19 protein-coding genes are annotated in these 17,737 nt (G+C 34.8%); 5 read left to right on the top strand and 14 right to left on the bottom strand.

Going from position 1 to position 17,737, the window contains the following annotated elements; genetic code table 11:
* Positions 1–189 precede the first annotated feature (189 nt).
* The 7 genes from tig to LDP15_RS09965 form a co-directional block, all read right to left on the bottom strand.
* Positions 190–1,473, bottom strand: a complete 1,284-nt coding sequence (gene tig, locus LDP15_RS09995) for a trigger factor (protein ID WP_015425901.1) — start codon at positions 1,471–1,473, stop codon at positions 190–192.
* A 156-nt stretch (positions 1,474–1,629) separates the two neighbouring features.
* Positions 1,630–1,821, bottom strand: a complete 192-nt coding sequence (locus LDP15_RS09990) for a DNA-directed RNA polymerase subunit beta (protein WP_015425900.1) — start codon at positions 1,819–1,821, stop codon at positions 1,630–1,632.
* Positions 1,821–3,101, bottom strand: coding sequence for a UDP-N-acetylglucosamine 1-carboxyvinyltransferase (murA, locus tag LDP15_RS09985; RefSeq protein WP_225513537.1), 1,281 nt, complete (start codon positions 3,099–3,101; stop codon positions 1,821–1,823). The genes LDP15_RS09990 and murA overlap by 1 nt, the downstream gene beginning before the upstream one ends.
* A gap of 93 nt (positions 3,102–3,194) precedes the next feature.
* On the bottom strand, positions 3,195–3,974 hold the full coding sequence (locus tag LDP15_RS09980; RefSeq protein WP_168694138.1) for an inositol monophosphatase family protein: 780 nt from the start codon (positions 3,972–3,974) through the stop codon (positions 3,195–3,197).
* Positions 3,940–4,221: a UPF0223 family protein gene (locus tag LDP15_RS09975; protein ID WP_003131743.1), complete on the bottom strand. Its 282-nt coding sequence runs from the start codon at positions 4,219–4,221 to the stop codon at positions 3,940–3,942. Before LDP15_RS09975 ends, LDP15_RS09980 begins: the two co-directional genes overlap by 35 nt.
* Before the next feature lie 91 nt (positions 4,222–4,312).
* A complete protein-coding gene (gene spx, locus LDP15_RS09970; RefSeq protein WP_010905435.1) occupies positions 4,313–4,699 on the bottom strand; it encodes a transcriptional regulator Spx in 387 nt (128 codons plus the stop codon).
* 159 nt (positions 4,700–4,858) lie between these two features.
* Positions 4,859–5,383, bottom strand: coding sequence for a DUF1273 domain-containing protein (locus LDP15_RS09965; protein WP_010905434.1), 525 nt, complete (start codon positions 5,381–5,383; stop codon positions 4,859–4,861).
* Positions 5,384–5,463: 80 nt separating this feature from the next.
* Here LDP15_RS09965 and recU point away from each other — a divergent pair, with 80 nt between their 5' ends.
* The 3 genes from recU (at position 5,464) to LDP15_RS09950 (ending at position 8,818) form a co-directional block, all read left to right on the top strand.
* Positions 5,464–6,105 carry a Holliday junction resolvase RecU gene (recU, locus tag LDP15_RS09960; RefSeq protein WP_003131746.1) on the top strand — a complete coding sequence of 214 codons (642 nt, stop codon included), beginning with the start codon at positions 5,464–5,466 and terminating at the stop codon, positions 6,103–6,105.
* A 67-nt stretch (positions 6,106–6,172) separates the two neighbouring features.
* On the top strand, positions 6,173–8,185 hold the full coding sequence (locus LDP15_RS09955) for a transglycosylase domain-containing protein (RefSeq protein ID WP_042230694.1): 2,013 nt from the start codon (positions 6,173–6,175) through the stop codon (positions 8,183–8,185).
* Positions 8,186–8,818: an MBL fold metallo-hydrolase gene (locus LDP15_RS09950; protein WP_015425896.1), complete on the top strand. Its 633-nt coding sequence runs from the start codon at positions 8,186–8,188 to the stop codon at positions 8,816–8,818. It begins immediately after the preceding gene.
* 39 nt (positions 8,819–8,857) lie between these two features.
* On the opposite strand, the gene LDP15_RS09945 is transcribed toward LDP15_RS09950, so the two are convergent.
* Positions 8,858–9,943 carry a LysM peptidoglycan-binding domain-containing protein gene (locus tag LDP15_RS09945; RefSeq protein WP_136122396.1) on the bottom strand — a complete coding sequence of 362 codons (1,086 nt, stop codon included), beginning with the start codon at positions 9,941–9,943 and terminating at the stop codon, positions 8,858–8,860.
* A 217-nt stretch (positions 9,944–10,160) separates the two neighbouring features.
* On the opposite strand from LDP15_RS09945, the gene cysK reads away from it, so the two are divergent.
* Both cysK and LDP15_RS09935 read left to right on the top strand, forming a co-directional pair.
* Positions 10,161–11,093 carry a cysteine synthase A gene (cysK, locus tag LDP15_RS09940; RefSeq protein ID WP_015425894.1) on the top strand — a complete coding sequence of 311 codons (933 nt, stop codon included), beginning with the start codon at positions 10,161–10,163 and terminating at the stop codon, positions 11,091–11,093.
* Between the two features lie 211 nt (positions 11,094–11,304).
* Entirely contained in the window at positions 11,305–12,954 is a 1,650-nt protein-coding gene (locus tag LDP15_RS09935) for a peptide ABC transporter substrate-binding protein (RefSeq protein ID WP_015425893.1), read from the top strand.
* 55 nt (positions 12,955–13,009) lie between these two features.
* Here the strand turns inward: LDP15_RS09935 and LDP15_RS09930 are convergent, their stop codons facing one another.
* The 6 genes from LDP15_RS09930 to LDP15_RS09905 form a co-directional block, all read right to left on the bottom strand.
* On the bottom strand, positions 13,010–13,888 hold the full coding sequence (locus LDP15_RS09930) for a C40 family peptidase (RefSeq protein ID WP_012897271.1): 879 nt from the start codon (positions 13,886–13,888) through the stop codon (positions 13,010–13,012).
* 106 nt (positions 13,889–13,994) lie between these two features.
* Positions 13,995–15,140 (bottom strand): cysteine desulfurase family protein, encoded by a 1,146-nt coding sequence (locus LDP15_RS09925; RefSeq protein WP_015425892.1) that lies wholly within the window; start codon positions 15,138–15,140, stop codon positions 13,995–13,997.
* Between the two features lie 113 nt (positions 15,141–15,253).
* Positions 15,254–15,631, bottom strand: a complete 378-nt coding sequence (locus tag LDP15_RS09920) for a hypothetical protein (protein ID WP_012897270.1) — start codon at positions 15,629–15,631, stop codon at positions 15,254–15,256.
* Positions 15,628–16,086, bottom strand: a complete 459-nt coding sequence (locus LDP15_RS09915; protein WP_003131756.1) for a LytTR family DNA-binding domain-containing protein — start codon at positions 16,084–16,086, stop codon at positions 15,628–15,630. Before LDP15_RS09915 ends, LDP15_RS09920 begins: the two co-directional genes overlap by 4 nt.
* Positions 16,087–16,148: 62 nt before the next feature.
* A complete protein-coding gene (locus tag LDP15_RS09910; RefSeq protein ID WP_225513538.1) occupies positions 16,149–16,874 on the bottom strand; it encodes an ABC transporter permease in 726 nt (241 codons plus the stop codon).
* Complete coding sequence (locus LDP15_RS09905) at positions 16,871–17,680, bottom strand: ABC transporter ATP-binding protein (RefSeq protein WP_015425889.1); 810 nt, start codon at positions 17,678–17,680, stop codon at positions 16,871–16,873. Before LDP15_RS09905 ends, LDP15_RS09910 begins: the two co-directional genes overlap by 4 nt.
* Positions 17,681–17,737 lie beyond the last annotated feature (57 nt).

The raw sequence follows: 17,737 nt of genomic DNA, 5'->3' as shown, positions 1-17,737 counted from the left end.
ATCCGGAAAACCCCACGGTTGTCATGTTCTTTGATGTACATTTTTTATAACTTATACTCATAATTGGATCGATTTTTCACATATTATGATAAATCCATGAACTAAATCTCACTCAAAATTTGAATTAATGATAAAAAAATAAGTACCAGTAGTTACTGACACTTATTTTTTTATCATTATTATATGAAATTATTTTACTTTTGCTGTTGTTGCAATAACTTCTACTGCTTTTTTCATTGCAATATCATGTTTAAGCATATCAACTGGAAGAAGTTTTTCAACTTGTTCAACAGGCATGTTGTATTGACCAGCAAGATCTTCAATTTCTGCTTTAACTTCTTCATCTGAAGTTGTAAAGTTTTCAGCAGCAGCAATTGCTTCGATTACCAAGTTTGTACGCACACGTTTGTCAGCGTCTGCTTCATATTGTTTATGAAGATCATCTTCAGAAGTTCCAGTAATTTGGAAGTACATTTCTGGAGAGATTCCTTGTTGTTGCATTCCACCAAGAAATTCGTTCATAGCGCGATGAACTTCTTCGTGAATCATTTCTTCTGGAATTTCTTTGATTTCAGCATTGGCAACAGCAGCTTCGATTGCAGCAGTTTCTACAGCATCATCATAAGCTTCTGCTTTTGATTCTTCAAGTTCTTTACGGAATTTAGCTTTAAGCTCATCCAAAGTTTCAACTTCTTCGTCAATATCTTTAGCAAGTTCATCATCAAGTTCTGGTAATTCTTTTGCTTTTACTTCATTAACAGTTGTAACAAAGAGTGCTTCTTTACCAGCAAGGTCTTCAGCTTGATAGTTCTCTGGGAATGTAACTTTAACTTCTACAGTTTCACCAGCTTTAGTTCCAACAAGTTGTTCTTCAAATCCTGGAATGAATTGACCTGAACCAAGTTCAAGGCTGTGGTTAGAACCTTTTCCACCTTCAAATTCAACACCATCAACTGAACCAACGAAGTCAATAACAACAGTATCACCATTTTCAGCAGCAGTTTCTTTTACTACAAGTTCAGCTAAATTGTTTTGAGAGTTAGTCAAGCGTGTTTCAACTTCTTCGTCAGAAACTTCTTTTGTTGCTTCTACTTCAACTGTAAGGTCTTTGTAGTCACCAAGTGAAACTGTTGGTTTTACAACAACTTCTGCAGTCAATTCCCAGTCAGAACCTTTTTCCATTTTTGCAACATCAATTTTTGGTTGTGCAACTGGTTCGATACCAGCTTCTTTTACAGCTGCATCATAAGCAGTTGGAAGAACAGCGTTTAAAGCTTCTTCAAAAAGTGCTTCTTCACCGTACATTTTATTAAACATTTGACGGCTGATTTTACCTTTACGGAAACCAGGAACGCTAATGTTAGCTTTTACTTTATTAAAGGCTTTGTCAAGCCCAGTTTTAATTGTTTCTTGGTCAATTGAAAATGAGAGTGTACCTTTAGTATCACTAGTTTTTTCAAAACTTACAGTCATTTTTTTCTCCTTATTTTGAGCCTGAGCTCAGAAATTCATACCTTTCAAGAATAGCATAAAATCCGCTATATTTCAAGAAAGACTAGCTTTTTTGACTTATAAAATGTAATTTCTTAGCAAAATAAAAGGCCTGATTCTTCCGAATCAAGTCTTTTATTATTTTGCAGGACTAAGTTTATCCATAACTTCTTTCCATAAATTATGGTTGAAAACGTCGGAAGGATTTCCTCCACCTAGAAAACCATAACCAACCATAAGTCCTAAAACGGCGGCAAGAACTAGTAGAACTATAACAAAAATAATAATAGAGAGTCTTAGTCCTAAAAATTTTATGGTTTTCTTAAACATTAGCCTTCTCCGTCTTCGTCTTCTACACGAATAATATCAGCTCCCAGAGCTTTTAATTTTTCATGGAATTTATAGTAGCCTCGGTCTAAATGACTTAATCTTCTAACAGTTGTTTGCCCTTTGGCAACCAATCCCAAAAGAATCAATGCGGCACTTGCACGTAAATCTGTTGATTTTACCGCAGCACCTTGTAAATTTGAATTTCCTTGAATAAGAGCTGTATTTCTAGTAATGTCAACTTCCAATCCCATACGACGCATTTCTTCCAAATGTTGGAAACGATTTTCAAATACTGTCTCTACCATCACTGATTCTCCCATGGCAACGGCCTGAGCAGCTGTCATTTGTGATTGCATATCTGTAGGAAATCCTGGGTGTGGTAAAGTCTTAACGCTTGTTGCTTTTAGTTTTTCAGGCCCAACAACTCGAAGACCAGATTCTTCTTGGGTAAAATTAACACCCATTTCGCTAAGTTTTGAAATCAATGGACGGTTATGTTCAGCAATCGCATCTTTGATTAAAACATCACCTTGTGTCATTGCGGCCGCAACCATGAAAGTTCCTGCTTCAATTCGGTCTTGAACAACTGAATGGTTTGCCCCATGCATTTTTTCAACACCTTTAATAATAATTGTATCTGTTCCGGCACCCTTAACATTTGCTCCCATTTTATTTAGGAGGTTTGCTAAGTCAACAATTTCTGGTTCACGTGCTGCATTTTCAATTGTTGTTGTCCCGTCAGCTAGTGTCGCAGCAAGAATAAGATTTTGAGTAGCTCCTACTGATGGAAAATCAAGATAAATATGAGCTCCTTTTAATTTATCAGCCTTAGCTTCAATATAACCAGCATTTTGAGTGATTGTTGCTCCCATTTGTTCAAAACCGCGTAAATGTAAATCAATTGGTCGAGATCCAATAGAACATCCACCTGGCATTGATACACGTGCTTGTCCGTTGCGGGCTAAGATTGGTCCCATAACAACGATTGAGGCACGCATTTTGCTGACATACTCATATGGTGCAGTTATTTTTATTTCTGAATTTGATTTAGCAATAATTTTCTTTGCTTCTTGGTCAAAGCTAATCGCAGTTCCAAGATGATTTACCAAATTATTCATCATAAAAACGTCGCTTAAAATAGGGACATTAGTAAGGACAACTTCACCCTCACTAGCGAGTAATGTTGCTGCAAGAAGAGGAAGAACGGCGTTCTTTGCTCCTTCAATTTCAACTTCACCTTGAAGTTTTGTTTGCCCACCTTTTACAATTATTTTATCCATCATTTAAATCCTATTTTTCCTCTAAATTTTATTTTATATTTTTAGATTATAACACAAAAGTACCTTCCATTTTTCTGAAATATTTCACTCTGTTTATTTTTTGATGTATTTTTGTATTTCAGAAATTAAGTATGAGGGAGCAGTGAATACTCGCTCTCTACAGTTAAAATGGGGACTTTCACCCGATATGGTCAATGTAACATAGCCAATTCTTTCAGCAATAATACTTCCGGCTGCATAATCCCAAGGTTGAAGACTACTGAAATACCCAATTATTTTTCCTTCCAGAAGCTGACCATAGCTGATACCTGCACTACCAATGATACGAACCCCTAAAGTATGATGGCTTAAATCTAACAAGCCTCCACTATTGGATCTATACATATAACTATTCACTCCAAGCAAACTTTGAGCCAAAGGTCTTTCTTTGAGTTCCAATTCTTTTTGATTGCAAAAGGCTTTGTGGCTATCACACCAATAAAGTTTATCCTTCATAACATCTAGTATCAGACCAAATTTACCAATACCATACTCATAATAAGCAAGCATCACGGCAAAATTATCTTTTTGAACAATAAAATTTGTTGTTCCATCAATTGGGTCTAAGACCCAGAGATGCGGAATTTCTGAATCGAACTTTATTTTTTCTTCGTCTTCTTCGGCTAAAATTTTATCTTCCGGGAAATGATGGAGAATATTGGCTACTATTTGTTCTTGGACTTCTTTGTCAAAATTTGTCACTAAGTCATCATAGCGAGTCTTTTCAGTAATTTCTAACGGAGCAGCTATATTTTCTTTTAAGAAATTTCCAGCATCTCTTACCCAATCTTTAGCTAAATCAAGCCTTGTCAGCACTGACAAATCGTTTTCCACTAGCTTTTACCTCCTTGACTGCATGATAAAGTGAGTAACCACTGCTTAGTTCAAAATCACGTCCAAGCTGTTTTTCTTGCATTTTTGAGGGAACAATCTTTTTGAAAGCATTATAGGATTCTAAAAAAACTTCTTTTTCAACTTTGCTTTCATAAAATTTTTCAACTTGATTGAAAAAAGAGAGCACTTCTGTCATTTCAGTAGTACTCCAACTTAAATCAAGAGGATAATTATAATTTTCTTTCATGTTTCTCCTGCCCGTTCAGGCTAAAAAATCTATAAAATTCAGCAAAAATTTACTGACAGAATTGTTGTCAGTAAATTTTGCTGCCTAAATCTTAATCTATTGTACTTAACATTTCTGCTCGACGATATTCACGTGGCAAAAATGCACGTATTTCATCCTCGTTAAAGCCAATTTGTAGGTGTTTTGAGTCAGTAATAATTGGACGTCTTAATAGATTTGGAAATTCTGTTACCAAGTCTAATAATTCATTAATAGTCAAATTATCAACATCCACAGCCAATTTTTGAAAAACTTTTGACCGTGTCGAAATAATATCTTCTGTTCCATTTTCCGTTTTCGTCAAGATATGACGCAAATCGTTTGTTGTCATCGGTTGTGTCAAAATGTTGTGCTCTACAAAGGGAACCTTATGGCTTTGCAACCAAGCGCGCGCTTTACGGCAACTGGTACATGATGGCGACAAATATAAATCAATCACAGTCCTATTTCCCATCCTTTTAAAATTATCAGTAAGTTTATTTTTCTCCTCATTGGATAAAAACTAATTTACATCTGCTAAGTATTATATCAAAATTAATATCGCAAAAAAAGTAACGTTATGATTTTTAGTAATTATTTTCTTCTAAAAATTACGAAATCACTCATTCATTTCTTCAAAAGTTTCTTGTAAATCTTCAAAATCAAGCAAATAAACTTCATAATTAGTGTTTTGTTTCATTTTTTCAACCATATATTTTAATTTTGTCTCATTTTCTTCATCGTAAAAAACAAAAGCTCCTTCGGTATTTTCCAGTATAAAATCATTGTACTGACGGAATTGGCTTGGGCTTTCATAAGTTTCAAAAGCATATTTCACAAAATCTACTTGCTTGAAAGCTGCCAACTTAACTTGATTACTTTCGTTCCAATTTTGGCCATGTGTTTCAAAAGAAAAAATTGTCCCAATTTGAAAGTCATAATCTGTCTGAAGTTCCTTTGCTACTTCTAATGCCCAGTATTCAAAACCCAAATTACCTGTAAAAATAATCCAACGAAGGCCTTCCTCCAAAAAGTTAATTAATTTTCTTCTTATTGTTTTTTTTATTATTGATACTTTTATGTCTTTTTCATTGAAAATACCTAGGTCAAAACTTGTATAACCCATGATTAGTAGTGAATTCATAAATATTTTCCCCTTGTAAAATTTATGTTATAATAGACATTATATAACTAACTGAGAATTTTATAAAGGTAGAAGACAGAATGGTTAATTATCCTAATGGAAGGTCGCGAGCTTACAGCACTGTTCCTAAGAAAAAAAAATCACTGACAGAGCTGTCAGTAACTAAAAAAAGCACCTCAAAAACCAAAGGGATGGTTGCCTTCGGGAAGCGGGGAATGAATTTTGAAGCTGAAATTAATGCAACAAATGAGTATTATCTTTCTCGTGGACTTGCAGTTATTCACAAAAAGCCAACACCAATTCAAATCGTTAAAGTAGATTATCCACAAAGGAGTCGTGCAAAAATTACAGAAGCTTACTTCAGGCAAGCATCTACTACTGACTACTCTGGAGTCTATAAAGGTCACTACATCGACTTTGAAGCAAAAGAAACACAGCAAAAAACTGTTTTCCCTCTAAAAAATTTCCATGAGCATCAAATTGTTCACATGAGTAATGTTCTCGCTCAAGGGGGAATTGCTTTTGTCCTCTTGCACTTTGCAAGGCTAAATGAAACATATCTTCTTCCATCTTCGTGTTTGATTACTTTTTATTACGAAAAAGGCGGTTTAAAGTCAATTCCGCTTTCTCATATTCGCGAAAATGGCTATAAAATTGAAACGAATCACATTCCTAGAATTCCTTATTTAGAAATTGTGAATAAACTTTGTGAGGTACAGTAAAATTTCTACTAAATCTAAGAAAAATAAACAAAAAAAACGTACAAAACGCGGTTCCGCCAAATCTAAAATGTGGACGGCAGTAAAATTATTTTTAATTGCTTTCTTTTCTTTAATTATCCTAGCCTTAGCCGCTGGGGGCGCCGTTTTCGTTTATTATGCTAAGGATGCACCTGCACTCACTTTGGACAAACTTGAATCTAAACCTTCTACTAAAGTTTATGACTCTAGCGAAAAAGTAGTGGCAACTTTAGGAGCTGAACAAAGAAATCTGGTTAAAACTGATAATATTCCAGTAATGTTGGTTAATGCGGTTACTTCTATTGAAGACCATCGTTTCTTCAATACTCGTGGAATTGACCCCATTCGGATTGCTGGGGCTTTTGTTAATAATTTAAAAGGTGGTTCTTTAAACGGTGGTTCTACACTTGATATGCAGCTCATTAAGCTTTCATTCTTCTCAACCGATGAATCAGACCAAACTTTGAGTGTTAAAATTCAAGAAGCTTGGATGGCCTTAAAATTAGACCAAAAATGGACTAAGGAGCAAATTTTTACAGCTTATGTTAATAAGGTTAATATGGCAAATGGTTATTATGGAATGGGAACTGCTTCCCAAGCCTATTATGGCAAAGATTTAACTGAGCTTTCAATCGCTCAACTTGCCCTACTTGCTGGAATGCCTCAAGCTCCTAATACTTATAATCCATATACTAACCCTACTTCTGCTAAATGGCGTCGTGATATGGTTATCCGTGCAATGCGTCGCTATGATAAAATTACAGCGGAAGAAGAAAAGAAAGCACTGGCTACCCCAATCGATGATGGACTTCAACCTTTAAAACAAAGTGTAACTATTCCAAGTTATGCTGATAATTTCCTCAAACAGGCAATTGCTCAAGCTAAAACTTTGGCTGGAGACGATATTTTGACTGAGGGAGCTAAAATTTATACTACTCTTGATACAACAGCTCAACAAAATCTATATAATATTGTTAACACTGGTAACTATATCACTTATCCAGATGATACAATGCAAGTTGCTTCAACTGTTACTGATGTCAAAACTGGTGCTGTAATTGCACAAATTGGTGGTCGTAATCAACCAAGCAATGTTACTTTTGGTTTTAACCAAGCCGTGCAAACAGACCGAGATTGGGGTTCTACCATGAAGCCAATTGTTGACTACGGTCCAGCTTTTGAAAATAATATTTATACTTCAACTAATAATTATGTTTCCGATTCCCCAACTACTTATCCAAATGGAACGCCTTTAAAAAACTGGGATAATACTTATTTTGGTTCAATGACTGTCAAAAGTGCTTTAGCACTTTCACGTAACATCCCTGCTGTAAAAACTTTAATCAATGTTGGACTAGATAATTCTAGTAAATTTGTTAACGGTTTAGGGATTAATTTGGATCCTATGCAATATTCTAATGCTATTTCTAGTAATACTAGCACGAAAAACGGTGGAGCAAGTTCCGAACAAATGGCTGCTGCTTATGCCGCCTTCTCAAATGGTGGGATTTACACTAAACCTTACTATGTTTCCAAAGTTGTCTTTCCCGATGGTCGTACAGTTGAATACAAACCAGTCCGCTCACGAGCAATGCAAGCTTCAACAGCCTACATCATGACCAATATTCTCCAAAGTGTTTTAACTTTACCACTTTCTCAATCTGTAGGTTCTTATGCAGCTGTTCCTGGCTTAGCGGCTGCTGGGAAAACTGGTACATCCAACTATACAGATAGTGAAATGACTCAAATTAATGAAAAATATGGTTCTGTTCCAGGTTTTGCTGGCTCAATGGTTTCTCCTGATGAAAACTTTGTTGGTTATACTCCTCAGTATTCAATGGCTGTTTGGACCGGTTATTCAAATCGAATGACTCCAATTTATGGTACAAGTACTCGGATTGCTACTAAAGTCTTCTCAGCTATGATGACCCAACTTACTCCTGATCCTTCATCTGTTGCGACATGGACAATGCCTGAGGGTGTTAGTCAAGAAGGAACTGCTCTTGTCAAAACAAATAGTTCTGGTCAAACAATAAGTCAATCCTCCGCTAATGGTAACTAAATGAAAATTGAAAAAATTGTTAATAAAATTGCTCAGGAGAATACATATCTCCTGAGCAATTCTACTTCACATCTCATTATTGATCCTGGAAGTGATTCATCAGTACTTCTTGAACATCTTAAAACTACTGACAAAACAATCTCCGCTATTTTACTGACACACGCTCATTTCGACCACATTATGGGACTGAATGAACTAAGGAAACATTTTCCTGATGTTCCTATCTACCTTCATTCAGATGAAAAAGAATGGATGAAAAATCCTAAATTAAATGCATCACTCTTTTTCCTAGGAACTGCTGTGACTGGCCCTGAAGCTGATTATTTTTATGAAATTAATCAATTTTACGATATTGATGCTTTCAAGTTTCAAGTGCTCGAAACGCCGGGACATTCTATTGGTGGAGTAAGTCTGCTTTTTACATTAGAAAATGAGTCTTTTGTATTTAGTGGAGATGCACTTTTCAAGAATGCAATAGGACGCTGGGATTTACCTACTGGAAATCAAGCGCAACTTTTAAAATCAATTCGTGCGCAGCTCTTCACACTTGATGAAAATACTCAAGTTTTTCCTGGTCATGGTCCCAAAACAAGTATTGGTACTGAAAAACAAAATAATCCTTTTTTCCAATAAAAAAAAGTTACTGATTCTTTTGTCAGTAACTTTTTTTATTTAGATTCTAATTGTTTGTCCTGGATGAATCATGTCATTAATTCCAAATCCATTGAGGGCTGCTAATTGGTCAGCTGTCATACCATTTGCTGTGGCAATTGAATAAATGCTGTCCCCATTTTGAATTGTATAACTGTTTGAAGTCGTTGTGTTTGAAGTTGTTGCACTAGTACTTACAGTTACTTGCAATACTTGTCCTACTTGAAGCATTGAATTAACATCATAAATTCCATTGGCTGACATCAGTGATGAAACAGTCATTCCATATTGTTCCGCAATCGAATATAAACTATCTCCCGATTTGACGGTATAAGTAGAACTTGACGATACATTGGAAGTTGTATTGGTACTTGTTGTAGTTGCGCTAGCACCAGCAACTTGCAAAACTTCTCCTACATGGATATCGTTCGCATTTTCTAAACTATTTGCTGACACAAGTGCATCAACAGTTGTACCATATTGGGCAGCGATTGCTGATAATGAATCACCCTCTTGTACTTTGTATGTGCCAGCTGAATTTGTTGAGGCTGATGAACTAGTTGTAACAGCAGTTCCTCCTGATATTTCTCCTCCTTGGTCATAAACACTTAAACCAAGTTCAGAAATCACGCTATTCAATTTAGAAGCATAAGTTGGATCTGTGGCATAACGTCCTTCAAGCCAAGCTGTCGCATCTAGGTAAGAACTTGTATTTTCACGCCAAGCCCCAGAATAATATGATGAAGCACGTAACATTTTAGCTTGGGCAACACATGCGTCATAAACTGAGCTATAAGCTTGGAAGGGTTCAACAACATTTGTCATTGTTCCATTCAAATACTCTTGTGTTGGTAGATAAACAGGTGTACCAGAAGTGTATTTAACTCCAAAAATATTATTATAATTGCTTGCTAAGGCACTTTGTCCACCACTTGATTCTAAAATCCCTTGGGCAATCATTACTGATGGATAAAGTCCGTAGTCATTTGCCACTGGTACCGCAGCGTTAATAATTTCTTGAACAGATGCAGCTTGTGCTTTAATCCCACCAAGACTTGCCAAAGCAACAATTGACGCACCAAGCGCTAATTTATGTTTCTGTTTCATCGAGTCTCCTCTTTAATATTAGATAATTTTTTGACTAAAATATGCCAATTGTATTTTTATTGTTACTTACTAGTATAAAAATTTTCTGGCGATTTGTAAAGTCTTTTCTTTATTATTTTTTAAATTTCACATCATAAATTTTTTTTAGAGCCATGATTATAATATTAGGAGGCAAATCTTTTTATTTGAGCTATAATAAAGTAAAAGGAGCGAAAAAATGACTAAAATTTATGATAACATTACTGAATTAATCGGACAAACTCCAATTGTTAAACTTCAACATGTTCCAGTAGAGAGTGCTGATGTTTATGTCAAACTTGAAGCTTTCAATCCTGGTGGTTCTGTGAAAGACCGGATTGCCCTTGCAATGATTCGGGCGGCTGAGGCCGACGGACGTTTAAAACCTGGTGGAACAATCGTTGAACCGACTTCTGGAAATACAGGAATTGGACTCGCCTTCGTTGGCTCTGCTTTGGGTTACAAAGTTGTCATTGTCATGCCAGAGTCATTCTCACTTGAACGTCGCAAATTGATTCAAGCTTACGGGGCTCAATTAGTTTTAACACCCGCTAGCGGTGGAATGAAAGCAGCAATTGCTAAGGCAAAAGAACTCTCAGAAACAGAAGGTTATTTTCTTGCCATGCAATTTGAAAATCCCGCAAATCCTGAAATTCATGAAAAAACAACAGGAGCTGAGATTATTGATGCTTTTGGGCCAACTGGACTTGATGCCTTTGTGGCAGGTGCAGGGACTGGTGGAACGATAACAGGAGTTTCGCATGCCCTCAAAAAAGCAAATCCAACTATCAAAACTTATGTTGTCGAAGCTGATGAATCTGCTATTCTCTCGGGTGAGGCTGCTGGCCCACATAAAATCCAAGGTATTTCTGCTGGTTTTATTCCTGGGAATCTTGACACTAAATCTTATGATGAAATCATTCGGGTCAAAGGAGATGATGCCATTTTAACGGCTCGTCATCTTGGAGGAAAAGAAGGATTTTTAGTTGGAATTTCTTCGGGCGCAGCCATTTATGCTGCCCTTGAAGTAGCTAAAAAATTAGGTAAGGGTAAAAAAGTGTTAGCGATTGCTCCTGATAATGGAGAACGCTACTTATCAACGGCTCTTTATGATTTTGAGTCTGAAAAATAAATAATTTTTACTGACAGAAAGTAAAAAAGTTACTGACAGAAATTTGGAGAAGATAAATCAGCTAAAAAGGTTGACAAAATTTTCTGATTTTCCTGTCAGTATTTTTTATCTAAAATCCAAACAACATATTTTTATATTTCACTATTTTAGGGTAAAGTTATTTTGGGAGCGCTTTGCTCTTGGAAAATTTTAATAAGGAAAAAACAATTTCATGAATAAATCAAAAATTTTTGCTTTCTCTGCAATTTCACTTTCTGCTGCCCTTTTACTGACAGCCTGTGGAAATTCTGTCAGTAAATCTGAAGATTCTGCTCAAGAAGCCAAATACAGCTTTGCAAGCAACATTTTAACCCTTGACACTAGCATGGCTGCTGACGTCAATTCCATTGATGTTCTTCTCAATGTTGATGCTGGACTTGTCCGTTGGAATCCCAAAGCACAAGTTGTCAACGATTTGGCAAAATCAATTGACATTTCAAAAGATGGCAAAACTTATAATGTAACTTTGCGTGACGGTTTAAAGTGGTCAAACGGTGCTAAATTGAGAGCTGCTGATTTTGTTTATGGTTGGCAAAGAACCGTTGACCCAAAAACTGGTTCACAATACGCATATGCCTTAACACCTGTTGCTAATGCCAGCGAAATAATGACTGGCAAAAAACCAGTTGATACTCTTGGAATTAAAGCTGAATCTGATACGAAATTAGTCATCACTTTAGCAACACCTACTCCTTACTTCAATAAATTGCTGACACTCCCAGCTTATTATCCTGTAAATGAAGCTTTCGTTAAAAAAATGGGAAATAAATATGGAACAAGTTCAGACACTAGTCTTTATAATGGTGCTTTCAAATTTGTCAAAGGAAAAAATAATTGGACTGGTTCAAATGAAACTTTTTCAATTGTAAAAAATGATCAATTCTATGACGCCAAAAATGTAAAACTTTCTGGAGCAACTTATCAAATTGTAAATAATCCTAACACCGCTGTTAATCTTTTCAAATCTGGAAAACTTGATGTCGCTAATTTGGCCACTCCAGAATTAGTTTCTGCAAATAAGAAAAATAAAGATTACAAAGCACTAACTTCACCAAGAATTGATGTTTTAGAATACAATCAATCTGGTAAAGTTCCCGAACTTTCAAACTTAAAAATTCGTCAAGCTTTAAACTTAGCGACAAATAGAAAAAACTTGTTAGAAATTGCGGCGCCAAGTTTTTCAATTACGAATACAGTGACTCCTAAAAAATTAGATCAAGCACCAAATGGAGAAGATTTCGCAACTTACGCTGCCCAACCTTATAAATATGATGCCACAAAAGCCGCTGAACTTTTCAAAGAAGGTCTAAAGGAATTAGGAAAAACATCAATTACTCTTGAACTTGAAGGAGCAAATGACAATTCCTTTGCCAAGGCAGCGGTTGACTATCTTAAAGGCAATCTCGAAAAAGATTTACCAGGTTTAACCATTAATGAGAAACTCGTTTCTTCAGCTCAACGTCAAAAAGATGCTCAAAATAATAATTTCCAAATTCTGCTGACAAGTTGGGGTGCAGATTACAATGAACCCTCTGATTTCTTGATGAATTTTGTATCAGGAAGTACAATGAATCATGGATTAGTCAAAAACCCTAACTTTGATAAAGCCTATCAAGCTGCGACTACAGCTCCTGACGTTCTGTCAGCTGATAAACGTTATGCTCATTATAAAGATGCTGAGAATGCACTGTATGAGGCCGCTAATGTCAATCCCTTAGCCACTGAATCTGTTTCTTTATTATTAAATCCAAAACTTAAAGGAATTTCAACTTATAACTCAGCCATGATTTTTGATTTACGTCATGCTGAAATCACTAAATAATAAAAAATTTACTGACAGATTTTTGTCAGTAAATTTTTTATTCTGTCAGTAAATTTTAAACTTCACGACGAACATGTCCTGGCTCAAAAAGTTGTCCCCAAGTCATTGTTCCTAAAACTTTCTTATTGATGACCTGATTTAAACGACTAATGCTCACTCCATCAGTACTTGTTGAGTCATGTAGAATAAATCCTCCGCCAAGATAGATAGCCGCATGTTGCTCATCCTCACTTGCATCGTCAGCCGTAATTAATAAATCACCACGCGCCTTATCTGACCAATCTTCAGCCTCGCCAGTTTGAGCTAGCAAAGAGGTTGAAGCCGCAAATTGATAAACCAAAGATTGACCGCCTAACCGGAACATTTGAGCAATAAAACTCGAACAATCAAATTCATTGGCAGCTACCGAATCATCGGTGCGCCCTCCACCATAAACATATGGACTTTTCCCAACCAGTTTCATTCCTGATGAAATTGTTTTTTCAATCACTGAATTATCAGATTTCAATTGGCTGGCCACCGCTTCATAAGCTTTAACCACATCATCTTTACCCGTCTTTTTTGTGAAATAGTAATAATAACCATTAATTTTTTGTAATCCATAAACCATTTTCCCCGTTTGTGGACTGAAATAAACCGTTCCACCATCCAAAGTCATCAAACCTGTCTTCATCACACCTGTTGTTGAATCAAAATAATAATTATTCCCATTAATTTTTTGAAGACCAGTTAATTTTTTTGACCCAGAGTAAGCATAAGTCTCATTTGATTTATTAACCAATTTAATCGTTGAAGCCTGAACATCTTTACTATGATATATTTTAAAGCCAACAAAGAAAATTAGAAATGCTAATAAAGCTAGAATAAGTACTTTCCCTTGTTTACTCATTTTTTTAGAGCCATTTTTTTTATAATCTCTTGTTCTTTTTTCCATATCTAGTTATACCACTTCAAGTTTAATGATAACTTAATAAGAACAATTTAAGATTTGGATAAGAAAAGTGATTTGAAATTATCTTCAAATCACTTTTCTAAAATATTTAACCACTTACTTTTTCTAATTCTTGATAAATTTGTCGAAAAACAGTCAAAAATTGTTCAACTTCAGCCATATTATTTGTTGAATCAAGAGAAATTCTGACCGCACTTGTTGCTAATTTTGAAGGGACATTCATCGCAACTAAAGTTCCAGCCGCCGCATTTTTCTTTGAAGAACAAGCTGAGGTTGTTGAAATATAGATTTCATGTTGTTCAAAAGCGTGAACAACGACCTCACCTCGAACCCCACGAATCCCAAAGGTCAAAATGTTAGGAGCAAAATTCTCCACTTTACTAAAAACATGTACTTTTCGGTGCTTTTCTAACTCTTCTAAAATCACCTGCTTCATTGCTTGTACTTTTTGCCGTTTAAAGTCATCATCATCTAAAGCTAAACGAAGAGCTTTAGAAGTCGCAGCAATTCCAGCTAAATTTTCTGTAGTCGAACGCCAATTATGCTCTTGACCTCCCCCATGTAAAAGCGGAGTCAATCTTTTCCCTTTTTTTGCAACAACAATTCCCACACCACGTGGCCCATGAAATTTATGAGCAGATAAAACCGCAAAATCTACCCGTTCTGTCAACCAAGCCTCTAATGGAATTTTACCAATGGCCTGCACTGCATCTACATGAAAAGAAATTGTTGGCTTATCAGCAAGTAGGTCAGAAATTTCACCAATCGGTTGAATGGTTCCGACCTCATTATTGACTGCCATGATTGAAACTAAAATCGTTTCATCTCTAATCAATTTTTCAAGCTCAGAAACAATAACAAAACCATCACCATCAACAGGTACAAAATCAACTTCAAAACCTTGCGTTTTTAACCATTCTGCTGTATTTTTTACAGCTGGATGCTCTACATTAGAAACAATGATGTGATTACCATAAGGACGCTTTTCAAAAGCAACCCCCTTTAAAATCCAATTATCTCCTTCAGTCCCTCCACTTGTAAAAAATATTTCTTGTGAATCGACTCCCAACAGTTCAGCAATTTGTCGTCTAGAAGCCTCTAATAATCTCGTCGCTGTTGTCCCCAAACCATGTAGACTTGACGGATTTCCCATAATTTTTGTTGCAACATCTGTATAAGTTCGTAAAACCATTGGATTAACTGCTGTCGTAGCAGAATTATCAAAATATATCATTTTTTATCCTTAATATTTAAAAATCAATCTTATTTTAACACAAAAAATACCGAAAAGTTTGACTAAAATATAAGAATGATGATTAAATTACCATAAAAAACTTTTGGCATTCGCTATTTCTGTCTATTAAATCTTTTGACAATTTTCCGATTTCTGACGATTGAATAAAGATATACCAAAATAAAAATGAGCAACCAAGTAATAGTAAAACTCCAAATATGATGTTGCCACGAGCTATCAAAAAGCCAAGTATTAACTAATAAGTAACCCCAAGCCAGCAAATAACTTGCTAAAGCTTGACTAACAAATTCAAGCAAGGCAATTGTGACATATTCATCTATCAATTTAGACATGGCCCCCTGAACAAAACCATAAACAAGAATTAGAGTCATTGATTCAAAATCAATTTCTCCACCAAAATACAAAGTAAGCAAGACTCCACATACTATAGCAATGAAGGCACCTTTGAGTCCCGAAATTACATATTTCATTTTTTAGCTCCTTCTTCTAACTTCTTGTTGATATTTGCCAAGTATCTACGACTGACAGGCAACTTTTCATCTCCGAGATAAAGCAATACTCCGTAAACAAAGTCTGTTTCCAAGCGCCTTATTTGTTCAAAATTAACCAGAGTATTTCTTGATATTTTAATAAAATTCAAAGCTAATTTTTTCTCATAAAAATAGAGAGGAGATCTTACTCTTATCACTCCATCCGTCATATGGAAATCTAGATAATTTTTTTCTGATTTTAAATATAAAATTTCTCTGATATTAACAATCTCAAAACCTTTATTTGTTGCCAAATAGAGTTTTTCGTTATCTATAGAAGACAAATCTTCTAAATGATATTCTTTTACAATAGCCGAAAATTCTTCTTGCCTTCGAGCAACAATGACAATTTCCGCTTCTTCTATATTAGGGTCAATTTGTTTTTTTAATTTCACTTTTTCATTATATAAATAAATACTCCCTTAAACAATTATTTAACTGACAAAAGCTAAAGTATTTAGGCCTTTCTTCGATAAACTAATAGGGCTAAGAGACAAATCAATCCGACACTTAAAGATATTCTAGACCAATTTGGAACGACTGTATAGTTGTAAGTTAATGTATGGTTTAAATCAGAAAGTAACTGAGTGAGGAAAAAATTGTCAGCAATCTTACGAATTCCTCCTGAAAGTTGTGCTAACGGAATCATCATTCCTGAAAAGAAGAAGGAAAGAAACATCAGAGGCATAGTAATCGCACTTGCTGTTGCCGTGTTTTTAGCAAGAAGTCCAATAATCATTGCTAATAAACAAAATGGAATTGAATATAAATAAAGTTTTAGATAAAAAAGAATTAATAAACTCAACTTAGGAAACTCATAATCATAAGCATAATGAGCAACTACTAGAATAACAAGCGTTGAGCAAAAGATAATAATCATAAAACTAACAATTTGTGCAATAATATAAAATAATTTTTTTATTCCTCTTTGGACAAATAATTGATAAATTTTTCCAGACTGATAGTCAGCAATTTGTACTGACAGTGAAGTCAAACTAGCTGATAGAACACTGTATAATAATATTGATGCAATATTATTTTCAATATAATGTGGTATGCTTTTTCCAAAACTTGATGAAAAAGCAAACATTAAAAATAAGGGAAAGATAAATACAAAGAAAATTTGTGAAGGATTCCGATAGCGTAAACGTAGTTCAAATGTAAAATATTTTAGAAATTTCATGATAATAGTTCCTCCAAGTTGATACGGTAAGTCTTTTGATATAAAACAAGTTCTTTATTGAATTTAATGATGGCTTGTTCAGCCAATTCCTTTGGTAATTTGTACTGTTTTTCTTTTAGTTTATAGGCTTCAAATTCTGGAACTTCTACTAAAAATTCAACAAAAGAAAATTCTTCTTGAATTAAATCTGATTTTTGTAAATCTGCAATAATTTTTCCATCTTTAAGAATGATAAATCGGTCGCATAATTGCAAGGCTTCTTCTAAATAATGGGTTACCAAAAGTAAAGTTGAATTTTTCACTTTCAAATTTGAAGATAAAAATTTAAAAAGCTCTCCTCTGCTCTCACTGTCAAGACCCGTTGTAATTTCATCCAAAAAGAAATATTCAGGACTATTTTGTAGTGCAGATACTAAAAAGAGTTTTTGTTTTTGACCACCAGATAAATTTGAAAATCTTTGCCTTAAATAGGATTCCATTTTAAATTCTTTGACCAGTTTTAAGCCATATTCTTTAGATTGTTCATCATTTGAAAACAAAGCTAAAACTTCACTGACTAAAGCATCAGGAGGTAAGGTCATATTTTGCATGATATAACCAGTATTATTGGAAGTCGGTTTCATTTTGCCATATTCAATTTTTCCTGAAGAAGCCTTGATATTTCCGTTAATAATATTCATCAATGTTGATTTTCCCGCACCGTTATTACCTAATAAAGCAACCTTATCGCCAGCTTTTAATTCAAAACTGATATCATTTAGCACTTGATTGTTACCATAGGATTTTTTTATATTTTTTATTTTCATATTGCTATTTTAACTCAATCTATCAAAAGTACTGACCAAAAGTCTGGGATAAATTAA

This window comes from Lactococcus sp. SK2-659 (assembly GCF_020218185.2).
Lineage (GTDB): Bacteria > Bacillota > Bacilli > Lactobacillales > Streptococcaceae > Lactococcus > Lactococcus lactis.
Note: the sequence above shows the minus strand (reverse complement) of the source record. Positions and strands in the feature narration are given on the sequence as shown.